Origin of the sequence: Micromonospora avicenniae (assembly GCF_900156065.1) — a bacterium.
Taxonomy (GTDB): Bacteria; Actinomycetota; Actinomycetes; order Mycobacteriales; family Micromonosporaceae; genus Micromonospora; species Micromonospora avicenniae.
In genome coordinates this window covers 14,132-37,449 of the sequence record NZ_FTNF01000014.1, presented here as the reverse complement: position 1 = coordinate 37,449, position 23,318 = coordinate 14,132, and the positions used below count along the sequence as shown (strand labels likewise).

The window sequence follows — 23,318 nt, the reverse complement described above, 5'->3', positions numbered from 1 at the left end:
AGTGCGGCGGATCGGGATTGGCGATCAGTGAGCCGAGGGAATACCGGGTGACGAAGGAGGAGCCATGTCGCCCACGCAGATAATCGTCATCGTCATCGTCGTACTGGTGGTCGTGGCGGTGGCCGTCGCCGTCCGGTCAATGGCCCGTCGCCGTTCGCTGCGGAACCGGTTCGGGCCGGAGTACGACCGGATGGTCGCCGAACGGGACAGTCGTGCCGCCGCCGAGCGGGAACTGCGGGAGCGGGAACGCCGGCACTCGGAGCTGTCACTCACCCCGCTCTCCCCGGATTCCCGGGCCCGGTACGCCGCTGCCTGGGAGGAACTCCAGGCCCGCTTCATCGACTCCCCGGCCGACACGGTCGGGGACGCGGACGAACTGGTCACCCGGCTGATCGCCGAGCGTGGGTACCCCACCGGTGACTTCTCCGACCAGATCGCCCATCTCTCCGTCGAGCATGCCCGGACGCTGACCCACTACCGCGACGCGCACGAGATCCACCTGCGCAACGCGCGGGGCGAGGCCGGCACCGAGGAGCTGCGGCAGGCCGTCGTGCACTACCGCGCGCTCTTCGCCGACCTGCTCGGCGAGGAGCCGGTGCGCCCCCGGCTACCGGAACAGCGCCGGCCGGAGGAGGCGCACCCCGAGCCGCGCGAGCCGCAGGAAGCCCACCTGGAGCCGCGCGAGCCGCAGGACCTGGAGCCGCGCGGGCCGGAGGGGAAGGACCCGGGCGGACGCCGGCTGGAGCAGTCCCACGACGCCACCAACCGTTGAGGAGGCACCGCGATGCGCCAGGACAAGCAGCAGGTGAGCAACGACCACGCCGAGGCCGTCCGGTCCACCCCGGTACCCGTGTCGCCCAACGGCGGCCGGACGGAGGTGCCGGAGGACGCGCTGGACGACCGGGGCACCTTCGACGACCCGTCGGTCGCCGGCGACGGCCACCGAACCGGGCGCACCGACGCCGACGACGACACCCGAGTCGCCCGCACGGCGGAACGGGACGCCGGTGAGGGCGGCTTCCACGAGCCGGGGCCGGTGCCGACCGCGCTCGGCGCCCCCACGGTGGCCGGCGCGGTCGCCGCGTCGGCGCTGGCCAGCCCACGGGCCGAGGACGAGCCGGACGCCCGGGAGGAGCGGACGGCCAGCCCGGGCGACGGCGCCGAAGAGGGCGATCGCGAGGGTCTGCGGGCCGATCCGACCGCCGAACTGCACCGCCGGGGCACCGCCGTCACCGCTGCGGCCGCCGCGCCCGGGGCTGTCCGGACGGATCCGTCGGCGGCCGGAGTTGCCGGCCCCGCCACGGCCGGTCAGCCCGGCACCCTCACCTCGGCGGGAACCGCCCGACCGGCCGGCTCCACAGTGGCCGCCGAACCGGCGAGCCTCTTCGACTCGCTGACCGCGCAGGGGTTCCGCGACCGCTGGCGGGACGTCCAGCTGCGCTTCGTGGACGACCCGCGGGCGGCGGCAGGCGACGCCGAGGCGCTCGTCGAGGAGGCCATCGAGGCCCTCTCCGCGGCGCTGGCGGCGCAGAAGAGCACCCTCGGTGGCTGGCAGAAGGCCAGTTCCGCGGACACGGAGGAGCTGCGGATGGCGGTCCGCCGGTACCGGGACTTCCTGGACCGCGTGCTCGGTCGCTGACCGTTCTCGAAGGGCGCCCCGGCCACCGGCCGGGGCGCCCTCGTGTCCGGGTCCGTCCATGGTGAGCGATGGGCGATCCGCCGCAGGAGTGGATTTCGGCGAGCTCGGGTACTAGGCCGCCCGCGAGACACGACCCGCGGACGAGAGGTGACGTGGATGGACGGCGGCGGACTTCGGCTCGACCTGAATGCCCTGGACTACGTCCTGCTGGGGCTCTACTTCGTCACAGTGCTCGGTGTGGGCTTCGCCGCCCGCCGCGCGATCCGCACGAGCGTCGACTTCTTCCTCTCCGGCCGTTCGCTGCCCGCCTGGGTGACCGGCCTGGCCTTCGTCTCGGCCAACCTGGGGGCGCTGGAGATCATCGGGATGGCTGCCAACGGCGCCCAGTACGGTGTGATGACGGTCCACTACTACTGGATCGGCGCCGTGCCGGCGATGGTCTTCCTCGGCATCGTGATGATGCCCTTCTACTACGGCTCCAAGGTCCGCAGCGTGCCGGAGTATCTGCGGCTACGGTTCAACCGCCCGACCCACCTGCTGAACGCGATCAGCTTCGCGGTCGCCCAGGTGCTCATCGCCGGGGTGAACCTCTACGCGCTGGCGCTGGTGATGCAGGCGCTGCTCGGTTGGCCGCTCTGGGTGGCCATCATCGTGGGCGCGGCGATCGTGCTGGCGTACATCACCATCGGCGGCCTCTCCGGCGCGATCTACAACGAGGTGCTCCAGTTCTTCGTGATCCTGGCCGGTCTGATCCCGGTCACCGTGATCGGCCTGGTGAAGGTGGGCGGTGTCTCAGGGCTGATGGACGCGGTCCGCGACTCGAAGCTCGGCGAGGCGGGACTGCACGCCTGGCAAGACACCGGCACGACGGCCAACCCGCTCGGGGCGCACTGGCTCGGCATCGTCTTCGGCCTGGGCTTCGTGCTCTCGTTCGGCTACTGGACGACCAACTTCGCCGAGGTGCAGCGGGCCCTGTCGGCGAAGAACATGAGCGCGGCGCGGCGTACTCCGATCATCGCCGCGTACCCGAAGCTGCTCATTCCGGTCGTCACCGTCATCCCCGGCCTGATCGCCCTGGTGACCGTCAAGGGTCTGGGTGCGCCGAGCGGTGACCTCCAGTACAACAACGCGATCCCGTTGTTGATGCGGGACCTGCTCCCCAACGGCGTGCTGGGAGTGGCCGTCACCGGCCTGCTCGCCTCGTTCATGGCCGGCATGGCGGCCAACGTGAGCGGATTCAACACCGTGTTCACCTACGACATCTGGCAGGCGTACGTCCGTCGCGATCGGCCGGACGACTACTACCTGCGGATCGGCCGGTACGCCACGATCGCGGCCGTGGTGATCGGCATCGGCACCGCGTTCATCGCCGCCGGCTTCAGCAACATCATGAACTACATCCAGGCGCTGTTCTCGCTGTTCAACGCCCCGCTGTTCGCCACCTTCATCATCGGCATGTTCTGGAAGCGGATGAGCGCGCTGGCCGGGTTCTGGTCGCTGCTGCTCGGCACGCTGGCGGCGCTCGCCACCTACCTGCTCTACAAAAGCGGCATGATCCACTTCAACTCCGACCTGGAAGAGAGCTTCTGGGGTGCCGGCATCGCGTTCGTCACGGTGGCCGTGGTCGCCGCGATCCTCACCCCGCTGACCGCGCCGAAACGCGGCGAGGATCTGCGCGGGCTGGTCTACGGCACGGGCGGCATCGACCTGAAGGCCGGCGTGCTGGCCGGGGACGCCGCCTGGTACCGCTCCCCGGTGCTGCTCGGTGTGATCGCCCTGGCGCTCGCCGTCGTCCTCTACATCCCGGTCTTCTAGGAAAGGTGTTCGCGAGATGGACAACCACAGCGAGCCGGCCCGCGATCCGCTGGTCGACGGGGCCGAAGCGGACGAGCGCCGCTCGGCCGCGGCACGCCTGTTCGACATCCGCCGGGTGATCGGTGGCCTCTTCGCGGTGTACGGGATCGTCGTCACCCTGATGGGGGTCTTCGACAGCCAGGCCGAGATCGACAAGGCGGAGGGTGTTCGGATCAACCTCTGGGCCGGCCTCGCGATGCTCGCGTTCGGCCTGCTCATGCTCTTCTGGCAGTGGGTCCGCCCCGCCGAGCCGCCCGCCGCCGAGCAGGACGGGGTGATCGGTCAGCCGGACGACACAGGATCCGCCTACCCGGAAGGTTCCTGAGCCGGCGCGAACACCCCGCCACACCCCAGGCATGACAGGCCACCCACGGGGTACGCGATCGGATCAGGAACGTTCGGAAGGGGCCACGGGACAGGAGGGCAGCAGCATGAGCGACCGTGACCGCCAACCGCCGCTGGAGGAGAGCCCGGAGATGGCCGCGGCGGTGGACGACGACAGCACCGTCCCGCAGCTCCGGACCGGGGGCGGTGGCGACCGGGACAATCCGGCCTTCGCCCAGCCGGGGGACTCCACGGACCAGGGAGCGCCGACCGAAGATCTGCTCGGCGATCCGTACGCGGCGGGCACCGGAGCCACCGGCACCGGCACCGGCGCGGGGGGAGACAACATCCGCACCGGGGTTGAACAGCCGTGGGATCCGGAGGACCTGGTAATGGCCCGGGGTCAGGACCTCACGCCGGAGAACCTCGAACGTGCCCGCCGGGACCTCGACGAGCTGGGCCAGGCCGCAGTGGAGCGCACCGTGCCCTGACCCGTCGGCTGCCCAGGCCCCCACCTGACCGTAGGACCGGTCGGGTGGGGGCCTCTTCGTGTGCGGTCCCCGCCCTCTGAGCTGATGGTCCGCCCCAAACTCCTCGTCATCGTGGTGACCTCGCATGCCGGACACCGAGCCAGCAAAGAGCCCTAGGGGCACCGGCAGGGCGGAAAGCCGCTTAACAGTCGCTTAGGGCTTACACCCTATGTACGTAGGAACACGAATCTTTCCCTTGATAAGTCATGAAACGGTCTAACGTCGGTCTTAGCTCGGGCGCAGCCGAGTTCAGGACAACAGGGATGGAGTGACGCAGGTCATGGCTAAGAAGATGCTCGGGAAGGTCGTCGCGGGCGCCGCCCTCGGTGGGGCGTCCCTCCTCGTGTTCACCCCCGGAATCGCGCTCGCGGACGGGCACCACGACGGCAAGGACCGGGACGGCAAGGTCCTGGCCAAGCCCCACGCCGTGAAGGCCGGCGAAGAGGTCAAGCTTCTCGAGATCTGCTCCGAGAAGCAGGAGCACGCCTTCGTGTGGTCGAAGGTCACCGGCAAGGTCGACCTCAAGCCCGTGAAGAAGGACGACCGGGGCGACTGGGGCCGCGAGGACGACAAGGGCCGCGACCACGACGGCAAGGACGAGCACGGCAAGGACGACAAGGGCAAGGACGAGCACGGCAAGGACGACAAGGGCCGCGACCACGACGGCAAGGACGAGCACGGCAAGGACGACAAGGGCAAGGACGAGCACGGCAAGGACGACAAGGGCCGCGAGGACTCGGGCCGTGAGCAGGAAGGCCGCTACGACAACGGCGGCGACTACGAGAACGGTTGGTCGGGCGGCCAGGGTGCCGGCGCCGCGGACTCCGCCGACGACCACAAGAAGGAAGAGGACCGCAAGAAGGAAGAGGACCGCAAGAAGGAGGAAGACCGCAAGAAGGAAGAGGACCGCAAGCACGAGGACAACAAGGACTGGAACGGCTACGAAACCGGCCAGGACGCCGAGGGCCGTGGGGACTACGGCGACAACGGCGACAAGAAGGACCACGAGAACGGCGACAAGAAGGACCACGAGAACGGCTGGGACGGCGAGAAGTCGGGCGACTACGGCCGCGAGGACAGCCGCAAGGGCGAGGAGTCGCACGACTACGGCCGCGAGGACAGCCGCAAGGGCGAGGAGTCGCACGACTACGGCCGCGAGGACAGCCGCAAGGGCGAGGAGTCGGGCGACTACGGCCGCGAGGACAGCTGGGAGCACAAGCGTGACTTCGTCTACTACGGCGAGGCCAAGGTCGACAAGCACGCCAAGCCGGGCCACTACGAGCTGAAGGGCTCCTGCGGCGAGGGCAAGTTGATCGTCCTGCCGCACGGTGGGGTCGACGGTGGTGACGGCGGCACGACCGGCGGCACCGACATGAACCTGGCCGCGGGTGGCGCCAGCCTCGTCGGCGCTGCCGCCCTGGGCGGGATCGTACTGATGCGTCGTCGGCGGACCGATGAGTCGGTCGCCTGACGCGACGGCGACACGGGCCGGCGGCCGTCACGGGAAACCGTGGCGTGCCGCCGGCACCGCCGTTGTCGCCCTGCTCGCAGTGCTCGGCGCGGGGATGATCGGCGCCTCCCTGAAGACCACGCCCGCGCCCCGTCCGCCCCAGCCCCTGGCCCAGGCCGCCCCCGAGTCCAGCCAGCTCGCCGAGGCGGATCAGCCGGCCGAGGGAGACCAATCGGCGCAGGCAGGGGAAGCGGCGCCGGCCGGGCTTCCACGCGCCACGCCCACCACCATCGAGATCCCCCGGATCGGGGTGAACGCGAAGATCATGTCGCTCGGGACCAAGCAAGACGGGACGGTCGAGGTGCCTCCACTGGACCAGGCCGAACTGGCGGGCTGGTACGAGCCGGGACCGAGCCCCGGCGAGGTCGGCAACGCCGTCATCGTCGGCCACGTGGACTCGGCCAAGATCGGCCCGGCGGTCTTCTTCGAGCTGGGTGCCCTGCAACCCGGCGACACCGTCACGGTCAGACGATCGGACGGCCAGCCGGCCACCTTCCGGGTCGACTCGGTCAAGTCGTACCCGAAGGACGAGTTCCCCACCGAGTTGGTCTACGGGCCGAGCGAGGAACCCGGCCTGCGGGTGGTCACCTGCGGTGGCCAGTTCGACGAGACGGCACGCAGCTACCTGAACAACGTGATCGTCTTTGCCAGTCTGGTCACCTGAGAAGACGGCGCGGTCCGGCGGGTCGGGGAATCCCGACCCGCCGGACCGCGTCCGGCATCGGTCAGGCCGCGGCGGAGGTCCGCACCAGGGTGCGGATCTGACGCAGCAGCACCGACAGCGCGGCGAGATCCGCTCGCGACTCGTCGAACTCGCCCATCGCCCGCCGGGTCCGGTGGATGGAGGTCGAGTTCGACTTCTCCCACCGTTGGACCCGCTCCTGTGGCGACATGTCGTCGGGCGTGGAGTCGAGCACCTCGGCGGTGAGCGCGGCCAGCGCGGCGTAAAGGTCGTAGCGCAGCGCCATCCGGGCGAGCGTCTGCCACCGGTCCTCGCGCGGCAGCAGGGAGATCTTCGACAGCAGCGCGTCCACCCGGAAGAGGTCGGAAAGCACGAAGTAGACCGGCGCCACCTCGCCGACGTCCCGTCCCCGGTTCGCCGCCGTCTCCACCACGTCCAGCAGGCCGAAGCTGTACATCAACCGAGTCGCCTGCTCGGCGAGCTCGCGCGGCAGACCCCGCTCGGTCATCGAGTCGATGTGGGCCGTGATGGCCTCCCGCTCGCTGCCGTAGAAGAGGCCCTCGAGCCCGGGCAGCAGCCGAGCCACGCCGTCGCGAAGGCGGCGGATCTCTGCCGGCACGTCGATCGGCGAGCGACGGTTGGTCACCAACCACCGGACGGCCCGATCGAGCAGTCGGCGGGTGTCCAGGTAGACGCTGGTCTGCAGCTCCGGCGAGACCTTGTTGTCCAGGGCCTCGATCGCGTCCCACAGCTCACGCAGCCCGAACACCTCGCGGACCACCACGTACGCCCGGATCACGTCTGCCGGGGAGGCCGCCGTCTCCTCCATCACCCGGAACACGAACGAGATGCCGCCCCGGTTGATCGACTCGTTGACCAGCACCGTGGTGACGATCTCCCGGCGGAGCCGGTGCCGGGCCATCCGGTCGGCGAAACGCTCCCGCATGGGAGTCGGGAAGTAGTTGACCAGGACGTCGGTCGTCCACTCCTCGTCGGCCAGCCCGTCAGCCAGGATGTCCCGTTCAAGGACGATCTTGACGTACGCGAGCAGCACCGCGAACTCCGGCGCGGTCAGCCCGGACTCGACCCGGACCGCGAGCTCCTCGTCCGGCGGCAGCGCCTCGAGCGCCCGGTCGAGCCCGCCGGAGCGCTCCAGCTCGTTGATCATCCGCCGGTGCACCGGAAGCAGCGACGCGGCCTGCGCTTGGGCGTTGTTGATCGCCCGGGCCTGGTCGTAGTTGTCCCGCAGCACCAGCTTGCTGACCTCGTCGGTCATCCCGGCGAGCAGCTCGTCCCGCTCCGCCGTGGTGAGTTCGCCGTCGGCGACCGCGGTGTTGAGCAGGATCTTGATGTTCACCTCGTGGTCGGAGGTGTCCACCCCCGCCGCGTTGTCGATGAAGTCGGTGTAGATGCGACCGCCGGTCAGGGCGTACTCGATCCGGCCGAGCTGGGTGAAGCCCAGGTTGCCGCCCTCACCGACGACCCGGCAGCGCAGGTTCTTGCCGTCCACCCGGATCGCGTCGTTGGACTTGTCGCCCACCTCCGCGTCCGTCTGGCTGGACGCCTTGACGTAGGTGCCGATACCGCCGTTCCACAGCAGGTCCACCGGCGCGGTCAGGATCGCCCGCATGAGCTCCTGCGGCGAGATCTGATCCACGTCGTCGTCCAGGCCGAGCCGGGCCCGGACCTGCGGCGAGACCGGGATGGACTTGGCGGTACGCGGGTAGATGCCGCCGCCGGCCGAGATCAGCTCCGGGTTGTAGTCCTCCCACGACGACCGGGGCAGATCGAACAGCCGCTTCCGCTCGGCGTACGAGGTGGCGGCGTCCGGATCGGGGTCGAGAATGATGTGCCGGTGGTCGAACGCGGCCACCAACCGGATGTGCTCGGAGAGAAGCATCCCATTTCCGAACACATCGCCCGACATGTCGCCGACGCCGACCACCGTGAAGTCCTCGGTCTGGGTGTCGTGCCCCAGCTCCCGGAAGTGCCGCTTGACGGACTCCCAGGCGCCACGGGCGGTGATGCCCATCTTCTTGTGGTCGTACCCCGCGGAGCCGCCGGAGGCGAACGCGTCGCCGAGCCAGAAGTTGTGCGCCGCGGAGACCTCGTTGGCGATGTCGGAGAAGGTGGCGGTGCCCTTGTCCGCCGCGACCACCATGTACGGGTCGTCGCCGTCGTGCCGGACCACGTCCTCGGGCGGCACGATCTGCCCACCGACGATGTTGTCCGTCACGTCGAGCAGCCCGGAGACGAACTCCTTGTAGCAGGCGACCGCCTCGTCCCTGTCCCCCGGCTTCTGCTTGAGCACGAAGCCGCCCTTGGCGCCGACCGGCACGATGACGGTGTTCTTCACCATCTGCGCCTTGACCAGGCCCAGCACCTCGGTGCGGAAGTCCTCCCGCCGGTCCGACCAACGCAGACCACCGCGGGCCACCGGCCCGAAGCGGAGGTGGACGCCCTCGAACCGGGGCGAGTACACGAAGATCTCGAACTTCGGCCGGGGCGCCGGCAGGTCCGGAATGGCCTGCGGGTCGAGCTTGAAGGCCACGTAGAGCTTGGGCCGGCCGTCGGAGCGCCGCTGGTAGAAGCTGGTACGCAGGGTCGCCTGGATCAGCGTCAGGTACGAGCGCAGGATCCGGTCCTGGTCGAGGCTGGCCACCTCGTCCAGCGCCGTGCGGATGCTCTCCACCAGTTCGGCGCTGTTCCGCTGCCGTTGCTCGGTGTCCGTGTCACCGGGTGCGAAGCGGGACTCGAAGAGCTGGACCAGCAGCTCGGCGATCCGCGGGTACGCGATGAAGGTCTGCTCCATGTAGTCCTGGGAGAAGACCGTGCCGGCCTGCCGCAGGTACTTCGCGTAGGCCCGGAGCACCACCACCTGCCGCCAGGTCAACCCGGCGCGCAGCACCAGCTCGTTGAAGCGGTCGACCTCGGCCTCGCCCCGCCACGCCGCCGCGAAGGCGTTCTCCACGTGCGGGCGTACCTCGGCCAGTTCCTGGTGCGCCTCGGGCAGCTGCAACCCGAAGTCGTACAGCCAGATCCGGCCGTCGATCCGGTCCACCTCGTACGGGTGCTCGTCGATCACGCGTACGCCCAGCGAGTGCAGCACCGGCAGCACGGCGGAGAGCATCATCGGCTCGCCGTACCGGTAGACCTTGAACCGTACGTCCATCGGCTCGTCCTGGTCCGCGCCGGTCGCCCGCGTGCCCAGCCGGGGGGCGGACTGCTTGCGGAACAGGTGCATCTCCAGCTGGCCGGGCTCCTCCAGCAGCTCCAGCTTGGCCAGGTCCTTCATCGCCTCGTACGGCGTGTGCCCGTCCTTGTAGCCCTCCGGGAACGCGTCGGCGTACCGGGCGAAGAGATGCTTGGCCTGCTCGTCGCCGAGCTTGCGTTCGAGCACCAGCCGGTAGTCGTCGTCCCAGAGCCGGGTCGCGTCGGCCAACTCCTCGGCGAGCAGGTCGGCGTCGATGTCGCCGGGCGGGTTCGTCGGGTCGGTACGGACGATGAAGTGCACCCGGGCGAGCATCGACTCGGTGACCCGGGTGGTGTAGTCCACCCCGACGCCGTTCAGCTCGCGCAGCAGGATGTCCTGCATGCGCAGCCGATTCTGCGTGGTGAACCGGTCCCGCGGCAGGTAGATCAGGCAGGAGATGAACCGCCCGTACGCGTCCTTGCGCAGGAACACTCGCAGCTGGCGACGCCCGGCCATGCGCAGGACACCGATCACCGCGTGGTAGAGGTCGTCGGTCTTGATCTGGAAGAGCTCGTCGCGCGGGTAGGTCTCCAGGATCTGGAGCAGGTCCTTGCCGGAGTGGCTGCGCCGGCTGAGGCCGGAGCGTTCCAGCACCTCGGCGACCTTGCGGCGCACCACCGGCAGCTCGCGCACGCTGGTGCGGTACGCGGCCGTCGAGAACAGGCCCAGGAAGCGCCGCTCCCCGATGACCTCGCCCGCCTCGTCGAACACCTTGAAGCCGATGTAGTCCAGGTAGGCCGAGCGGTGCACGGTGGCCCGCGAGTTGGCCTTCGTGATGATCAGCAGGCGCTTCTCCAGCACCTTCTCATGGGCTTCGGGCGTCATCGACGACAGCGCCCGCGCCTCCGGCGCGTCCTGCCGCAGGATGCCGAGCCCGGTGCCGAGCACCGCTTCCAGCGCCTGGCCACCCTGCGGGGTCTCGACCAGCCGGTACTCGCGGTAGCCGAGGAACGTGAAGTGATCGTGGGCGAGCCAACGGAGCAGCTCGACCGAGTCCGTGATGTCCTTCTCCGGCACCGGAGGGCGGTTGTCGCTGGTCCGGGCAGCGGCCAGCTCGTCAGCGAGCGACAGGGCCCGCTGGCGCATCTTGGGCCAGTCCTCCACCGCCTCACGGACGTCGGTGAGGACCCGCTGCAACTCCCGGCGGATCCGATCCCGCTCCTCGGCGTCGCGGACCGGATCTATCTCGATCCGCATCCAGCTTTCCACCAGGTCACCGGCGATCGCGTCGTCCGGTTCGACGTCCGCGGCCACCTCGGCCAGCCGGCCCAGCGGCTCCCGGCGCACCACCACCAGCGGGTGGACCAGCAGATGTACGTCGAGATGGTGCGAGTTGAGCAGCGCCGTCACCGAGTCGACGAGGAAGGGCATGTCGTCCGCGACGATTTCGACAACCGTGTGGTGCTGCTCGGCGTCGGGCTCGTGGATGCGCAGCTTCAGCTCGCCGGGCACCCGCTGCTGCGCCAGGTCCCGGTGCGCGCGGGCCGCGTCGAGCATCTCCTCGGCGGTGAAGCCGATCAGCTCCTCGTCCGGGGCGAACCGCCAGAAACGGCTGACCAGGGTCGCCGCGTCCTGGTCGTCCCCGGCGAGCGCGACGGCCTGGGCCACCAGGCGCTCCGCGTTGGGCACGGGTTCGTCGAGCTCGGCGTCCTCCACGTCCTCGGCCAACGCCTCCGTCGGCAGGCCGAGTTCGTAGATGGTGTCGATGCTCGACCCGGTCAACCCGGTAACGCCCGTGTCGAGCCGGCCGTAGCCGTCCCCGTCGGTCGCCGAATCGAAGCTGTCGTCGTTCCGGCCACTGTCGTTCGGCCGGAGGTCGGGTTCCGGTTTGATCGCCGGACGCCGGTCCATCGGTGCCACTCCCCTCGACGACCCACCGCATTGTGGGTCACTCTGCCGCCCAGCCTAGGCCCTACCGGTCCACCCCTTCGCGGGCGGACCATGTGCCGGACGTCCGAATCGGGACTCTGTTCATTCGCCCCTGGCGGGTCCGAGGTTCGCCGCCTGCCGAGTACCCCGTCGCGCGATGTTCATCACACCGCCCCGAGCCGTCTTTCACCACGTCGCAGCCCACCCGGGCGGTGGGCACGCCGCTGCCGTACTACGGTGAGGCGACCGATTGCGGAGGGCCCTGCTACATGCATCTGTCGTACCCGCGCCATCCTGGCCGCACCCGTCCCAGCCGCCGTCTCGTCGCTCTCACCGCGACGCTGCTCGCCGCCGGCGCGCTCACCGCGTGCTCCGACGAGGACGGCCCGGAGCGCACCGTCGAGGCGTTCCTGTCCGGCTGGCGCTCCGGCAACCTGCAGGCGGTCGGCTTCGTGGACGCCACCGGCGCCAAAATGCCGGCGGACGAGGTGCTCAAGGAGATCAAGGAGCTCTCCGGCGAGCTGGCGGCCACGCCGCCGACCTTGCGCCGGCAGGGCGACGCGAAGATCACCGCCGACACCGCGACCGCCGGGTTCCAGGTCGAGTGGACCCTTCCGGGCAACACCCGCTGGGCGTACGACCGCCAGGTCCGGCTGGCCCACGCCGACGACGGCCAGTGGCAGGTGATCTGGGAGCCGCAGCTGGTCCAGGAGCAGCTCACCCCCGGGGACCGGCTCGGGCTGCGCCGGGACCCGGGTCCGCGGGCGGGCGTGCTGGACGCCGCCGGTAAGCCGATCGTGGAGCCACGTCCGGTCGTACGGGTCGGCGTGCAGCCCGAGCAGGTCAGCGACGTGCCGGGGCTCGTCAAGAAGCTCGACGCCGCGTTCCGGGCGATCCGGCCGGCGATCGTACCGGCCATCGACCTGTCGGATCTGCCCAAGCGCCTCGCGGAGGCGGACGACGGCGCGTTCGTCGAGGTGGTGACGCTGCGGGACGAGGCGTACCGACAGATCAAGCCACGCATCTACGACCTGCCGGGCACGAAGTTCCAGTCCGACAAGCTGGACCTCGCGCCAACCCGCGAGTTCGCCCGGGCGCTGCTCGGTTCGGTGGACCCCGCGCAGGCCGACGACCTGACCGCCCACCCGGAGAAGTACCTGGCCGGCGACCTCGTCGGCCACGGCGGGTTGCAGGGCCGGTACGACGATCGGCTGCGCGGCCAACCCGGCCTCACCGTGATCGTCAAGCGTCCCGGCGAGGACGGCAGGCTCGTACCGACCGGCACCGAGGTGTTCCACCGCGATCCGCAGCCGGGCCAGCCGCTGAAGACGACGCTCGACGTGGCCGTGCAGAACGCGGCCGACACGGCACTGCGGGCGGAGAAGCAACGCTCCGCCCTGGTCGCCGTACGGATCAGCGACGGCGCGGTGCTCGCGGCGGCGAACGGCCCGGGTCCGGCGGGCGAGAACCTCGCGTTCAACGCCCAGGTCCCGCCCGGCTCGACGTTCAAGATGGTCAGTGCCCTCGGCCTGCTGGACCGGGGGGCGGTCAAGCCGGACACGACCGTCGACTGCGACAAGACGTTCACCGTGGACGGCCGGTCGTTCAAGAACTCGGACAACTTCGCGTTGGGCGCGGTGCCCTTCCGCACCGACTTCGCGAAGTCCTGCAACACCGCGTTCGCGGCGTTGGCGCCGAAGCTGGGCGGCGACGGCCTGGCCGTCGCCGGCCGATCGCTCGGCCTGGAGGGGCAGTGGGACCTCGGCGTCGACACGTTCACCGGCAAGGTGTCGGCGAACGGGTCTCCGGCCGAGCAGGCCGCGGCCGCCTTCGGCCAGGGGACCACGCTGGTCAGCCCACTCGCCATGGCGGCCGCCACCGCGGCTGTCGCGCGGGGCCACTTCGAGCAGCCGAAGCTGCTGCTGGACCCGGCCCCCGCGAAACCGGCCGCCGCCGGGCAGCCGCTGAAGGCCGACTCGGTGCAGGCGGTACGGGCCATGATGCGTGAAGTGGTGACCAGCGGCACCGGCAGCACGCTCAAGGACGTGCCGGGGCAGCCGGTGTACGGCAAGACCGGCACCGCCGAGTACGACAACAACCCGGCGCACACCCACGCCTGGTTCGTCGGCTGGCAGGGGGACGTCGCCTTCGCCGTCTTCGTGGAGAAGGGTGGTGCCAGCACCGCCTCCGCCGTGCCGATCGCCGAACGCTTCCTCCGCGCCCTACCGCGCTGACGATCCACCTCGGGCCGGCCGACGTCGAGGCCGCGCACCCGCGATCGACTCGGCTGCAAGGAAGTCGGGTGTCCCGCTCAGCCGGCTGCCCCGACCTCGCCGTAGACAGAGTCGATCAACCTGCTGCGCGGATCAGGCGGAGTCGGCCGCCGGCGCGGGCGGCCCGGGAACGGCCGACACCGGGCCGCCGGACAGCGGGTCGGCCGACACGGGCCCGGGCGACACCGGACCGGGCGACCTGCCCGCCGACGGGGCAGTGCCCGAAGCAGCCGACGCCCTCGTCGCGTCGACCGGCGGCCTTCCGTTGCCACGGCGCGGGGCGGGGGCCGGCGCGTCCGCCGGGCCGGGAAGCAACCGGGGCGGCACGGCTCCCGGAGAGGTAACCGGGGTGAGCCCGGCCACGACGGTGTTCACGATCTCGGCGGCGTACGCGCCGTCGGGGTCGTAGTCGGGATCGAAGACGGTCAGCTCCACGCCCAGGCAGTGCGGGGTGTCCACCAGGCCGGCGAGCAGGATCTCCAGTTCCGCGAAGGCGATTCCGCCCGGGTCGGGCGCGTCCACCGCCGGCATCACGGCGGGGTCGAGGACGTCGACGTCGATGTGCACCCAGTAGCCGACGCACTCGGCGAGCTGCTCGTGGGCCCACTGGGCGGTCCGCGCGGCGCCCTCGGCGCGCAGCGCCGGCACGGGCCGGGTCAGGATCCCGGCGGCCTGCAGGTCGAGGCGGTACTCGTCCTGGGCGCGGATGCCCAGCACCACCACGTCGATGTCACGGAAGTACGGCCGGCGCCCCTCGATGGCGGCCAGGTCGGCCTGCCCCCGGCCGGTGACCAGGGCGAGGTCCTCGCCGGCCGCGGCGCCGACGTACGAGGCGTTGCCGGGGTGCCGGAAGTCCGAGTGACCGTCGACGAAGGCGAGCCCGATCCGCCCGCCGACCGCCTCACCGAGGCGGTGCATGGCGAGCGCGGATCCCAGCAGCACGGAGCAGTCACCGCCCAGCACCAGGGGGAACTCGCTGCGGTCGATGATCGCACCGATCCGGTCGGCGAGCGCCACCGAGTACGCAGAGATCTCCCGGGCGTGGCAGACGCCGTCACCGGGACGCCAGTCACCCGGGTCGTACCGGGGTGGGGTGAGGTGACCGGCGTCCCGCGCCCGCAGCCGGGCCAGCAGGCCCTGGTCGCGTAGCGCGCCCGGCGCCTTGGCGCAGCCCGGGACCGAGCTGGGCGTGGGCGGGCGCAGCCCCAGGTTCGTCGGTGCGTCGAGGACGGCGATCCGGCGCATCATGAGCTCCCGTCCTCGGCGGTCGGGCGGGCCGGCCGGTGTGCCGGCCCGCACTGGTCTGCTACGTGCTCGGAACCGTTCCGCTGCTCAGAACAGGGCGCTGGCCAGGGCCCGCCGGGCGGAGGCGACCGCCGGGTCGTCCGGACCAGCGATGGTGAAGAGGCCGATCAGGTGCTGGCGTACCTTCTCCCGGTCGTCGCCGGCGGTGCGGCGGACCGTGTCCACCAGGCGCTTGTAGGCCTGCTCGGCCAACCCGCTGAGCACCTCGATGTCGGCGGCGAGCAGCTGCGCGTCGACGTCGTCGGGGTTGGCCGCCGCGGCGAGCGCGCTCTGCGGGTCGGCGCCGGCGACCCGGCGGGCCAGGCCCACCTGGGCCAGGCCGGCCTCGGCCGCGGCGTCCGCGGGGGCGTCCGCCAGGATCTTGCGGTACGCCCGCTCGGCGGCGTCCAGGTCGCCGGCCATCAGGGCGTCGTCGGCCTCGTCGAGGCGCGGGTCGGCCGGCTCGGTGAGCGCCACGCCACCGGCCTTGAGCACCGCCTGGATCCACTGCTTCAGCTGCGCCTCCGGCACCACCCCGGAGAAGGCGTCGACCGGCTGACCGCCGACGACGGCGTAGACCATCGGGATGCCCTGCACCCGGAACATCTGGGCGAGGCGCGGGTTGGCATCCACGTCGATCTTGGCGAGCACCCAGGCCCCGCCGCCCTCGACCGCGAGCCGTTCCAGCACCGGCGAGAGCTGCTTGCACGGCTCGCACCACTCGGCCCAGAAGTCGATCACCACGGGTGTGTTGAGCGAGCGCTCCAGCACCTCGGACTGGAACGTCGCCTCCGTCACGTCGATGACGGTGACGCCGCCGACGGCGCCACCGGGCGCGCCGGCAGGCGGACCGGCCTGGGCCGGCGTGGAGGTGGGGGCGGGGGCGCGGAGGGCGCTGAGGTCGACCGCGCCGCGAGTGAAGATCGACGAGGTGATCCGTGGGTCGCTCATGGTTATCTAGTTTCGCACGGCCGTCGCCGAACTCAGATCAACCGCGACGGCGACAGTTGCAGTTCTCACCCTGCTCATCCCACCCGTACGGGCAAAGACCGCACCGCGCCGCGCGGACGCGCGGCGCGGTGCAGTGCGGTGTGGTCCGCCGAAGGGGTCAGAAGCGGGCGGGTTCGCGGTAGGTGCCCCACTCCGCCCGCAGGGCGTCGCAGATCTCGCCGAGCGTGGCCTCGGCCCGGACCGCGTCGAGCATCGCCGGGATCATGTTCTCCCCGGTGCGGCTGATCTCGACCATCCGGCTCACCGCGGCCTTGACCGCGGCGTCGTCCCGGGCGACCTTCCGCTCGGCCAGCACCCGGCGCTGCTCCAACTCGACCTCGTGCGAGATGCGCAGGATCTCCAGGTCCTTGGCGACCGTGTTGGTGTGGCAGTTGACCCCGACGATCCGCTTCTCGCCCTTCTCCAGCGCCTGCTGGTAGACGAACGCGGCCTCGGCGATCTGGCTGGTGAACCAGCCGTCCTCGATGCCGCGCAGGATGCCGGAGGTCATCGGACCGATCTGGTGCGGACCCTCACCACCGAGTTGACGGATCCGGGCGAAGATCTCCTCCGCCTCGGCCTCGATCTTGTCGGTGAGCGCCTCGACGTACCAGGAGCCGCCGAGCGGGTCCGCCACGTTGGTGACCCCGGTCTCCTCCATCAGCACCTGCTGGGTACGCAGCGCGATCTCGGCGGACTCGTCGGTCGGCAGCGCCAGGGTCTCGTCCAGCGCGTTGGTGTGCAGCGAGTTCGTGCCGCCGAGTACGGCGGCGAGGGCCTCGACGGCGGTGCGTACCACGTTGTTCACCGGCTGCTGGGCGGTCAGCGACACCCCGGCGGTCTGGGTGTGGAACCGCAGCCAGAGGGCCTTTTCGCTGGTGGCGCCGTACACGTCGCGCAGCCAGCGGGCCCAGATCCGCCGGGCGGCCCGGAACTTGGCGATCTCCTCGAAGAAGTCGACGTGCGAATCGAAGAAGAAGCTCAGCCCCGGCGCGAAGACGTTCACGTCCAGTCCGCGGGAGAGCCCCAGCTCGACGTAGCCGAAGCCGTCGGCGAGCGTGTACGCCAACTCCTGCGCGGCGGTCGACCCGGCCTCGCGGATGTGGTAGCCGGAGACCGAGAGCGGCTTGTAGCGCGGGATCTCCCGGGCGCAGTACTCCATCAGGTCACCGATCAGGCGCAGGTGCGGCTCCGGGTCGAAGAGCCACTCCTTCTGCGCGATGTACTCCTTGAAGATGTCGGTCTGCAGGGTGCCGTCCAGCGTGGACAGGTCGGCGCCCTGCCGCTCGGCGGCGACCAGGTACATGCAGAACACCGGCACGGCCGGGCCGGAGATGGTCATCGAGGTGGTGACGCCGGCCAGGTCGATGCCGTCGAAGAGCGCCTGCATGTCGGTGGCGGTGTCGATGGCCACGCCACAGTGGCCGACCTCGCCGAGCGCCTGCGGGTCGTCCGAGTCGCGGCCCATCAGGGTCGGCATGTCGAAGGCGACCGAGAGGCCGCCACCGCCGGCGCCGAGGATCATCTTGTAGCGCTCGTTGGTCTGCTGGGCGTTGCCGAAGCCGGCGAACTGGCGGATGGTCCAGGTCCGGCCCCGGTAGCCGGTCGGGTAGAGCCCCCGGGTGTACGGGTACTCGCCCGGCCAGCCGATCCGCTCGAAGCCCGGGTAGTCGGCGCCCTGCGGTGGCCCGTAGACCGGGTCGACGGACATCCCGGAGAGGGTGGTGAAGTCTGCGTCCCGCTTGCGCGCGGCGTCGTACCGGGCCTGCCAGCGGGCCCGACCGGCGGCGATCTCGTCGGCGTTCATGCGCGGGGCTCCTCCTCGAGTCCTGGACTGCACATCGAGTGTAGAACCCCTGCCTGAACGATCGCTAAGGCTAGTCGTACCGGCGGGTAACGTGGCCGGCCCGGCACGCCGGGACGCCGCAGGTCAGGCCGTCGGCGGCGCGGCCGGGTCGGTCAGGGCCACGTCGTCGACCCGGATGTTCACCTGGTCGACGCGCAGCCCGTACGCCTCGACCGCCCCGGTCACCTTCGCCCGGACCGCCTCGGTCACCTCGGGCACCGTCTTGCCGGCCTCGATGACGATGTTCAGGTCGATCACCGCGCCACCGTTCACGACCTTCGCTGACGCGCCCCGGGTGGCGTCGCCGACCTGGTCGAGGCCGATCTTGTCGAGCACCGAGTTGAGCATCCGCTCCGCGTCGCCACCCAGGTCGGTCACGCCGGGCACCGACCGGGCGGCGGCCACCGCGATCTTCTCCAGCACGTCGTCGTCGACGGAGGTCGTCCCGCCCGCCGCCGCGGCCGGCGTCACCGACTGCCCCTGTGTCGCGTCCTCAGCCATGGTCTCCCCAAACGTCGCACCGCCCCCGGTGTTCCGGGGGCGGTGCGAGCGTACTAAGGCGGAGGGGTCCGCAGTGGACCGGTCAGGTGCCGAGCTGCGCCAGCAACTCGTCGGCGGCCGCGTACGGGTCGATCGCCCCCTCGGCCACCTTCGCGGCGAGCGACGGCAGCTCCGTACCGTCGCGTAGCGAACCGATCCGGTCGCGGAGCACACCGAGCGCGATCGCCTCGACCTCGGCGGCGGCCCGCGCCTCCTGCCGGCGGCGCAGCTCGCCGTGCTCGACCAGCCAGTTCCGGTGCTTGTCGATGGCGGCGGCGATGTCGTCGATCCCCTCGCCCCGCGCGGCGATCGCGCGGGTCACCTGCGGCCGCCACTGCCCCGCGGCGCGCTCGCCGAGCGCGATCATGCCCTGGATGTCGCGGTACGTCGCGTCGGCGCCGTCCCGGTCTGCCTTGTTCACCACGAAGACGTCGGCGATCTCCAGGATGCCGGCCTTCACCGCCTGGATCGCGTCACCCATGCCGGGGGCGAGCAGCACCAGCGTGGTGTCGGCCAGCGAGGCGACCTCCACCTCGGCCTGCCCGACCCCGACCGTCTCCACCAGCACCACGTCGCAGCCGGCGCCCTCCAGCACCCGCACCGCCTGCGGGGTGGCCGCGGCCAGCCCGCCCAGGTGACCACGGCTGGACATCGAGCGGATGTAGACACCGGGATCGGTGGCGTGGTCCTGCATCCGGACCCGGTCACCCAGGATCGCCCCACCGGTGAACGGGCTGGACGGGTCGACCGCCAGTACGCCGACCCGGTGCCCCCGCGCGCGCAGCGCCCGCACCAACTCGTTGGTGGTGGTGGACTTGCCCACGCCGGGCGACCCGGTCAGCCCCACCACCTGGGCCTGGCCGGCGTACGGGGCGAGCGCCGCCGCGACGTCGCGCAGCAGGTCGTCGCCGTTCTCGACCAGCGTGATCAGGCGAGCTACCGCGCGGTGGTCACCCGCGCGGGCCCGCTCGACCAGCATGGGCACGTCCCGGCTGCGACGCACCGAAGCGGTGGCCGCGGCCGGGACGTTCTCGATGGTTCCGCTCACAGGGCTACTTTCGTCCGGCGAGCGCGGGCCCGCAGGCCCGGCCGCTCAACTTGCTCACTGACCGCTCTCGCCTCGGGCCGGGACGTGGATGATCAGCGCGTCGCCCTGCCCGCCGCCGCCGCAGAGCGCCGCCGCGCCGGTGCCACCGCCGCGCCGTTGCAGCTCCAGGGCGAGGGTGAGGACCAGGCGGGCGCCGGACATGCCGATCGGGTGGCCGAGCGCGATGGCGCCGCCGTTGACGTTGACCTTCGCCGGGCTGATCCCGAGGTCGCGGACGGACTGGACGCCGACCTGGGCGAAGGCCTCGTTGATCTCGATGAGGTCGAGGTCGGCGACGGTCAGCCCGGCCTTGCGCAGCGCGTGGCGGATGGCGTTCGACGGCTGGGAGTGCAGGGAGTTGTCCGGGCCGGCGACGTTGCCGTGCGCGCCGACCTCCGCGATCCAGGTCAGCCCCAGCTCCTTCGCCTTGGCCTTGCTCATCACGATCACCGCGGCCGCGCCGTCGGAGATCGGCGAGGAGCTGCCGGCGGTGATGGTGCCGTCCTTGGCGAAGGCGGGGCGCAGCTTTGCCAGCGACTCCACCGTGGTGTCCGGGCGGATGCCCTCGTCCTCGCTGATCACCACCGGGTCACCCTTGCGCTGCGGGATGACCACCGGGGTGATCTCGTCGGAGAAGTGCCCGTTCTTCTGCGCGGCGGCGGCCTTCTGGTGGCTCGCCGCGGCGAAGGCGTCCTGTTCCTCGCGGGTGATGCCGAGCTTGACGCCGAGCCGCTCGGTGGACTCCCCCATGGAGCAGCAGTCCCAGGCGTCGCTGAGTCCGTCGTGCGCCATATGGTCCTTGATCACCACGTCGCCGTACTTGTAGCCGACCCGCTGACCCATCAGCAGGTGCGGTGCGTTCGTCATCGACTCCATGCCGCCAGCCACGACGATGTCGAACTCGCCGGCCCGGATGAGCTGGTCGGCCAGGGCGATCGCATCCAGACCGGAGAGGCAGACCTTGTTGATGGTCAGCGCCGGCACGGACATCGGGATGCCGGCCTCGACCGCCGCCTGCCGGGCCGGGATCTGACCGGCGCCGGCCTGGAGCACCTGTCCCATGATCACGTACTGCACCTGGTCGGGGCTGACGCCGCCCCGCTCCAGAGCCGCCTTGATGGCGATCCCGCCGAGCTTCGTGGCCGGGAGGTCCTTGAGGTTGCCCAGCAGGCGCCCCATCGGGGTCCGCGCGCCGCTGACGATCACCGAAGCCATACCTGCCTCCGAGGGGGTGCCGACCGTACGCCTTAACGATTGTTCGGCCAGACTAGCGTCATGGCAGAGAACTCCCCCGTCGAGCCCGCTGCGGACTACGTCACAGGCATCGGGCTGCTCCGGATCGATCACGTCGGCATCGCCGTCGCCGACCTGGACGCCGCGATCGACTTCTACAGGCGGACGTTCGGGATGCGTTGCGTGCACACCGAGACCAACGCCGAGCAGGGCGTACGAGAGGCGATGCTGGCCGTCGGCCCCGACGTCGAAGGGGGCTGTGTGCAACTGCTCGCCCCGCTCACGCCGGATTCCACCATCGCGAAGTTCCTCGACCGCAACGGTCCCGGGGTGCAACAGGTGGCTTACACCGTCGCGGACATCGACGCGGCCTGCGCGGCGCTGCGCGAGCGGGGCATGCGCCTGCTCTACGACGAACCGCGGCGGGGCACCGCGAACTCCCGCATCAACTTCGTCCACCCGAAGGATGCCGGCGGCGTCCTGGTGGAACTGGTCGAGCCCGCCGCCGCGCACTGAGGAACGCACCGGAGATGCGCGTCGATCATGAGGTTGGCGGCGCGGGACGGCGGCGTGTCGCGCCGCCAAACTCATGATCAACCGGCCTGCGGCGGGCCGGCGCGGAGCCACCGGCGCGAGGTCGGGGCGTGCGGTGATGTGCGGTGCCCGGCTCTTTCGGACACCTTCACGCATCGGTGGATGCAATTGTTCACATGGGACTTCCCGACCTAACTACCGTTCAGTAACGTCCGCCCCCAACAGGAGCGCGACCGGTCGACGATGTGTCGGACGCCGACATGGTGGCCGGCCGTACCGGTGCCGACGATGGCAGCACCCAGTCCCGCGCGTGCGGGTGCGGACGAACGGGAGGTCACCGTGCAGGACATCCTCGAAGCGATCATGGCCGCTGAGGGCTCCGACCAGCCGGAGCGGGAACTCGCCGGGATCGTCGGCCTGCCGGTGCCGGAGAGCTACCGGGGCGTCGTGGTGCGGGCAGCCGAGACCCGGATCTTCGACGGGATGGCGAGCCGCGACAAGGACCCGCGCAAGGCGCTGCACGTCCAGGAGGTGCCGACGCCCGAGCTCGGCCCGGGTGAGGCGCTGGTGGCGGTGATGGCCAGCGCCATCAACTACAACACGGTCTGGACGAGCATCTTCGAGCCGCTGCCCACCTTCACGTTCCTCCGCCGCTACGGCCGGGTCTCCGAGCTGACCCGCCGGCACGACCTGCCGTACCACGTGGTCGGTTCGGACGCGGCCGGCGTGGTGCTGCGCACCGGTCCCGGGGTGACCCGGTGGCGGCCCGGCGACGAGGTCGTGGCGCACTGCCTCTCCGTGGAACTGGAGGACTCGGCCGGCCACGACGACACCATGCTCGACCCGCAGCAGCGGATCTGGGGCTTCGAGACCAACTTCGGCGGCCTCGCCGAACTGGCCGTGGTCAAGGCCAACCAGCTGATGCCGAAGCCGCGGCACCTGAGCTGGGAGGAGGCGGCCAGCCCCGGGCTGGTCAACTCGACCGCGTACCGGCAGCTCGTCTCGCACCACGGCGCGAACATGAAGCAGGGCGACGTGGTGCTGATCTGGGGCGCGTCCGGCGGCCTCGGCGGGTACGCCACCCAGCTGGCGCTGGGCGGCGGCGCGATCCCGGTCTGCGTCGTCTCCTCGCCGGAGAAGGCCGAGCTGTGTCGCAGCATGGGCGCGGAGCTGGTCATCGACCGGGCCGCGGAGGGTTTCCGCTTCTGGAAGGACGAGGAGACCCAGGATCCGGACGAGTGGCGGCGGTTCGGCGAACGGATCCGCGAGCTGACCGGCGGCGAGGATCCGGACATCGTCTTCGAACACCCGGGGCGGGAGACGTTCGGCGCGAGCGTCTACGTCGCCCGGCGCGGCGGGACGATCGTCACCTGCGCGTCCACGAGCGGCTTCCAGCACCAGTACGACAACCGCTACCTGTGGATGCACCTCAAGCGCATCGTCGGCAGCCATTTCGCCAACTACCACGAGGCGTGGCAGGCAAACCGGTTGGTCGCGCTCGGCAAGGTGCACCCGACGGTGTCGCGTACCTACCCGCTGGAGCAGACCGGTCAGGCCGCGTACGAGGTGCACCGCAACGCCCACCAGGGCAAGGTCGGCGTCCGCTGCCTCGCGCCGCGCGACGGCCTCGGTGTCCGCGACCCGCAGCTGCGCGCCCGGCACGAACAGGCGATCAACCGGTTCCGCGGTCACTGACCGCAGCGGTCCCACCCCGGCCCTCCCCCGCCCGCTCCGGCCACCGCGAGCGGGACGGGTGCGGCCGTTCGCACGGCCACCTGCCGAGGCACTGGCTCCTCGACCAATGCGGGCACCACCGCCTTTCCCGTGGGCCGTCGGCGCCCCATTCGCGCACTCACGCGGGGTAAGCACA

17 protein-coding genes are annotated in these 23,318 nt (G+C 71.0%); 10 read left to right on the top strand and 7 right to left on the bottom strand.

Annotation, left to right across the window (positions count from 1 at the left end; translation table 11 throughout):
- The first annotated feature begins 64 nt into the window (after positions 1–64).
- From BXA10_RS20815 to BXA10_RS20785, 7 genes are all read left to right on the top strand, one after another.
- Positions 65–772, top strand: a complete 708-nt coding sequence (locus BXA10_RS20815; protein ID WP_245828334.1) for a hypothetical protein — start codon at positions 65–67, stop codon at positions 770–772.
- Positions 773–784: 12 nt separating this feature from the next.
- Entirely contained in the window at positions 785–1,639 is an 855-nt protein-coding gene (locus tag BXA10_RS20810) for a hypothetical protein (RefSeq protein ID WP_076472368.1), read from the top strand.
- A gap of 156 nt (positions 1,640–1,795) precedes the next feature.
- Complete coding sequence (locus BXA10_RS20805) at positions 1,796–3,454, top strand: sodium:solute symporter family protein (RefSeq protein ID WP_076472366.1); 1,659 nt, start codon at positions 1,796–1,798, stop codon at positions 3,452–3,454.
- A gap of 16 nt (positions 3,455–3,470) precedes the next feature.
- A complete protein-coding gene (locus BXA10_RS20800) occupies positions 3,471–3,818 on the top strand; it encodes a hypothetical protein (RefSeq protein WP_076472363.1) in 348 nt (115 codons plus the stop codon).
- A 106-nt stretch (positions 3,819–3,924) separates the two neighbouring features.
- Complete coding sequence (locus tag BXA10_RS20795; RefSeq protein ID WP_076472361.1) at positions 3,925–4,308, top strand: hypothetical protein; 384 nt, start codon at positions 3,925–3,927, stop codon at positions 4,306–4,308.
- 319 nt (positions 4,309–4,627) lie between these two features.
- Positions 4,628–5,818: a hypothetical protein gene (locus tag BXA10_RS20790; protein WP_076472591.1), complete on the top strand. Its 1,191-nt coding sequence runs from the start codon at positions 4,628–4,630 to the stop codon at positions 5,816–5,818.
- Positions 5,802–6,521 (top strand): class F sortase, encoded by a 720-nt coding sequence (locus BXA10_RS20785; RefSeq protein WP_076472359.1) that lies wholly within the window; start codon positions 5,802–5,804, stop codon positions 6,519–6,521. Before BXA10_RS20790 ends, BXA10_RS20785 begins: the two co-directional genes overlap by 17 nt.
- A gap of 61 nt (positions 6,522–6,582) precedes the next feature.
- Here the strand turns inward: BXA10_RS20785 and BXA10_RS20780 are convergent, their stop codons facing one another.
- The gene (locus tag BXA10_RS20780; RefSeq protein WP_076472356.1) at positions 6,583–11,643 is read right to left on the bottom strand and encodes an NAD-glutamate dehydrogenase; all 5,061 of its coding nucleotides are present in this window, start codon (positions 11,641–11,643) and stop codon (positions 6,583–6,585) included.
- Positions 11,644–11,930: 287 nt separating this feature from the next.
- Here BXA10_RS20780 and BXA10_RS20775 point away from each other — a divergent pair, with 287 nt between their 5' ends.
- Positions 11,931–13,895: a penicillin-binding transpeptidase domain-containing protein gene (locus BXA10_RS20775; RefSeq protein ID WP_076472354.1), complete on the top strand. Its 1,965-nt coding sequence runs from the start codon at positions 11,931–11,933 to the stop codon at positions 13,893–13,895.
- 132 nt (positions 13,896–14,027) lie between these two features.
- Here BXA10_RS20775 and BXA10_RS20770 read toward each other — a convergent pair whose 3' ends face one another.
- From BXA10_RS20770 to BXA10_RS20745, 6 genes are all read right to left on the bottom strand, one after another.
- On the bottom strand, positions 14,028–15,182 hold the full coding sequence (locus tag BXA10_RS20770) for an arginase family protein (RefSeq protein ID WP_342742895.1): 1,155 nt from the start codon (positions 15,180–15,182) through the stop codon (positions 14,028–14,030).
- A gap of 84 nt (positions 15,183–15,266) precedes the next feature.
- Positions 15,267–16,169 carry a tetratricopeptide repeat protein gene (locus tag BXA10_RS20765; protein ID WP_076472352.1) on the bottom strand — a complete coding sequence of 301 codons (903 nt, stop codon included), beginning with the start codon at positions 16,167–16,169 and terminating at the stop codon, positions 15,267–15,269.
- A gap of 157 nt (positions 16,170–16,326) precedes the next feature.
- Positions 16,327–18,015 carry a coenzyme B12-dependent isobutyryl-CoA mutase large subunit gene (icmA, locus tag BXA10_RS20760; protein ID WP_076472350.1) on the bottom strand — a complete coding sequence of 563 codons (1,689 nt, stop codon included), beginning with the start codon at positions 18,013–18,015 and terminating at the stop codon, positions 16,327–16,329.
- A 123-nt stretch (positions 18,016–18,138) separates the two neighbouring features.
- Positions 18,139–18,555 carry an Asp23/Gls24 family envelope stress response protein gene (locus BXA10_RS20755; protein WP_076472348.1) on the bottom strand — a complete coding sequence of 139 codons (417 nt, stop codon included), beginning with the start codon at positions 18,553–18,555 and terminating at the stop codon, positions 18,139–18,141.
- Positions 18,556–18,637: 82 nt separating this feature from the next.
- Entirely contained in the window at positions 18,638–19,573 is a 936-nt protein-coding gene (meaB, locus tag BXA10_RS20750) for a methylmalonyl Co-A mutase-associated GTPase MeaB (RefSeq protein WP_175649267.1), read from the bottom strand.
- 123 nt (positions 19,574–19,696) lie between these two features.
- The gene (locus BXA10_RS20745) at positions 19,697–20,896 is read right to left on the bottom strand and encodes an acetyl-CoA C-acetyltransferase (RefSeq protein WP_076472342.1); all 1,200 of its coding nucleotides are present in this window, start codon (positions 20,894–20,896) and stop codon (positions 19,697–19,699) included.
- Between the two features lie 60 nt (positions 20,897–20,956).
- Between BXA10_RS20745 and mce the strand changes: the two genes are divergently transcribed.
- Together mce and ccrA are read left to right on the top strand one after the other, a co-directional pair.
- On the top strand, positions 20,957–21,430 hold the full coding sequence (gene mce, locus BXA10_RS20740) for a methylmalonyl-CoA epimerase (RefSeq protein WP_076472339.1): 474 nt from the start codon (positions 20,957–20,959) through the stop codon (positions 21,428–21,430).
- Positions 21,431–21,787: 357 nt separating this feature from the next.
- Positions 21,788–23,143: a crotonyl-CoA carboxylase/reductase gene (ccrA, locus tag BXA10_RS20735; protein ID WP_076472590.1), complete on the top strand. Its 1,356-nt coding sequence runs from the start codon at positions 21,788–21,790 to the stop codon at positions 23,141–23,143.
- The last annotated feature ends 175 nt before the right edge of the window (positions 23,144–23,318 follow it).

Excerpts from the sequence above, each read along its gene's own strand:
- BXA10_RS20815 (WP_245828334.1), top strand. The coding sequence starts at position 65 with ATGTCGCCCACGCAGATAATCGTCATCGTCATCGTCGTACTGGTGGTC.
- BXA10_RS20810 (WP_076472368.1), top strand. The coding sequence starts at position 785 with ATGCGCCAGGACAAGCAGCAGGTGAGCAACGACCACGCCGAGGCCGTC.
- BXA10_RS20805 (WP_076472366.1), top strand. The coding sequence starts at position 1,796 with ATGGACGGCGGCGGACTTCGGCTCGACCTGAATGCCCTGGACTACGTC.
- BXA10_RS20800 (WP_076472363.1), top strand. The coding sequence starts at position 3,471 with ATGGACAACCACAGCGAGCCGGCCCGCGATCCGCTGGTCGACGGGGCC.
- BXA10_RS20795 (WP_076472361.1), top strand. The coding sequence starts at position 3,925 with ATGAGCGACCGTGACCGCCAACCGCCGCTGGAGGAGAGCCCGGAGATG.
- BXA10_RS20790 (WP_076472591.1), top strand. The coding sequence starts at position 4,628 with ATGGCTAAGAAGATGCTCGGGAAGGTCGTCGCGGGCGCCGCCCTCGGT.
- BXA10_RS20785 (WP_076472359.1), top strand. The coding sequence starts at position 5,802 with ATGAGTCGGTCGCCTGACGCGACGGCGACACGGGCCGGCGGCCGTCAC.
- BXA10_RS20780 (WP_076472356.1), bottom strand. The coding sequence starts at position 11,643 with ATGGACCGGCGTCCGGCGATCAAACCGGAACCCGACCTCCGGCCGAAC.
- BXA10_RS20775 (WP_076472354.1), top strand. The coding sequence starts at position 11,931 with ATGCATCTGTCGTACCCGCGCCATCCTGGCCGCACCCGTCCCAGCCGC.
- BXA10_RS20770 (WP_342742895.1), bottom strand. The coding sequence starts at position 15,182 with ATGATGCGCCGGATCGCCGTCCTCGACGCACCGACGAACCTGGGGCTG.
- BXA10_RS20765 (WP_076472352.1), bottom strand. The coding sequence starts at position 16,169 with ATGAGCGACCCACGGATCACCTCGTCGATCTTCACTCGCGGCGCGGTC.
- icmA (WP_076472350.1), bottom strand. The coding sequence starts at position 18,015 with ATGAACGCCGACGAGATCGCCGCCGGTCGGGCCCGCTGGCAGGCCCGG.
- BXA10_RS20755 (WP_076472348.1), bottom strand. The coding sequence starts at position 18,555 with ATGGCTGAGGACGCGACACAGGGGCAGTCGGTGACGCCGGCCGCGGCG.
- meaB (WP_175649267.1), bottom strand. The coding sequence starts at position 19,573 with ATGCTGGTCGAGCGGGCCCGCGCGGGTGACCACCGCGCGGTAGCTCGC.
- BXA10_RS20745 (WP_076472342.1), bottom strand. The coding sequence starts at position 20,896 with ATGGCTTCGGTGATCGTCAGCGGCGCGCGGACCCCGATGGGGCGCCTG.
- mce (WP_076472339.1), top strand. The coding sequence starts at position 20,957 with ATGGCAGAGAACTCCCCCGTCGAGCCCGCTGCGGACTACGTCACAGGC.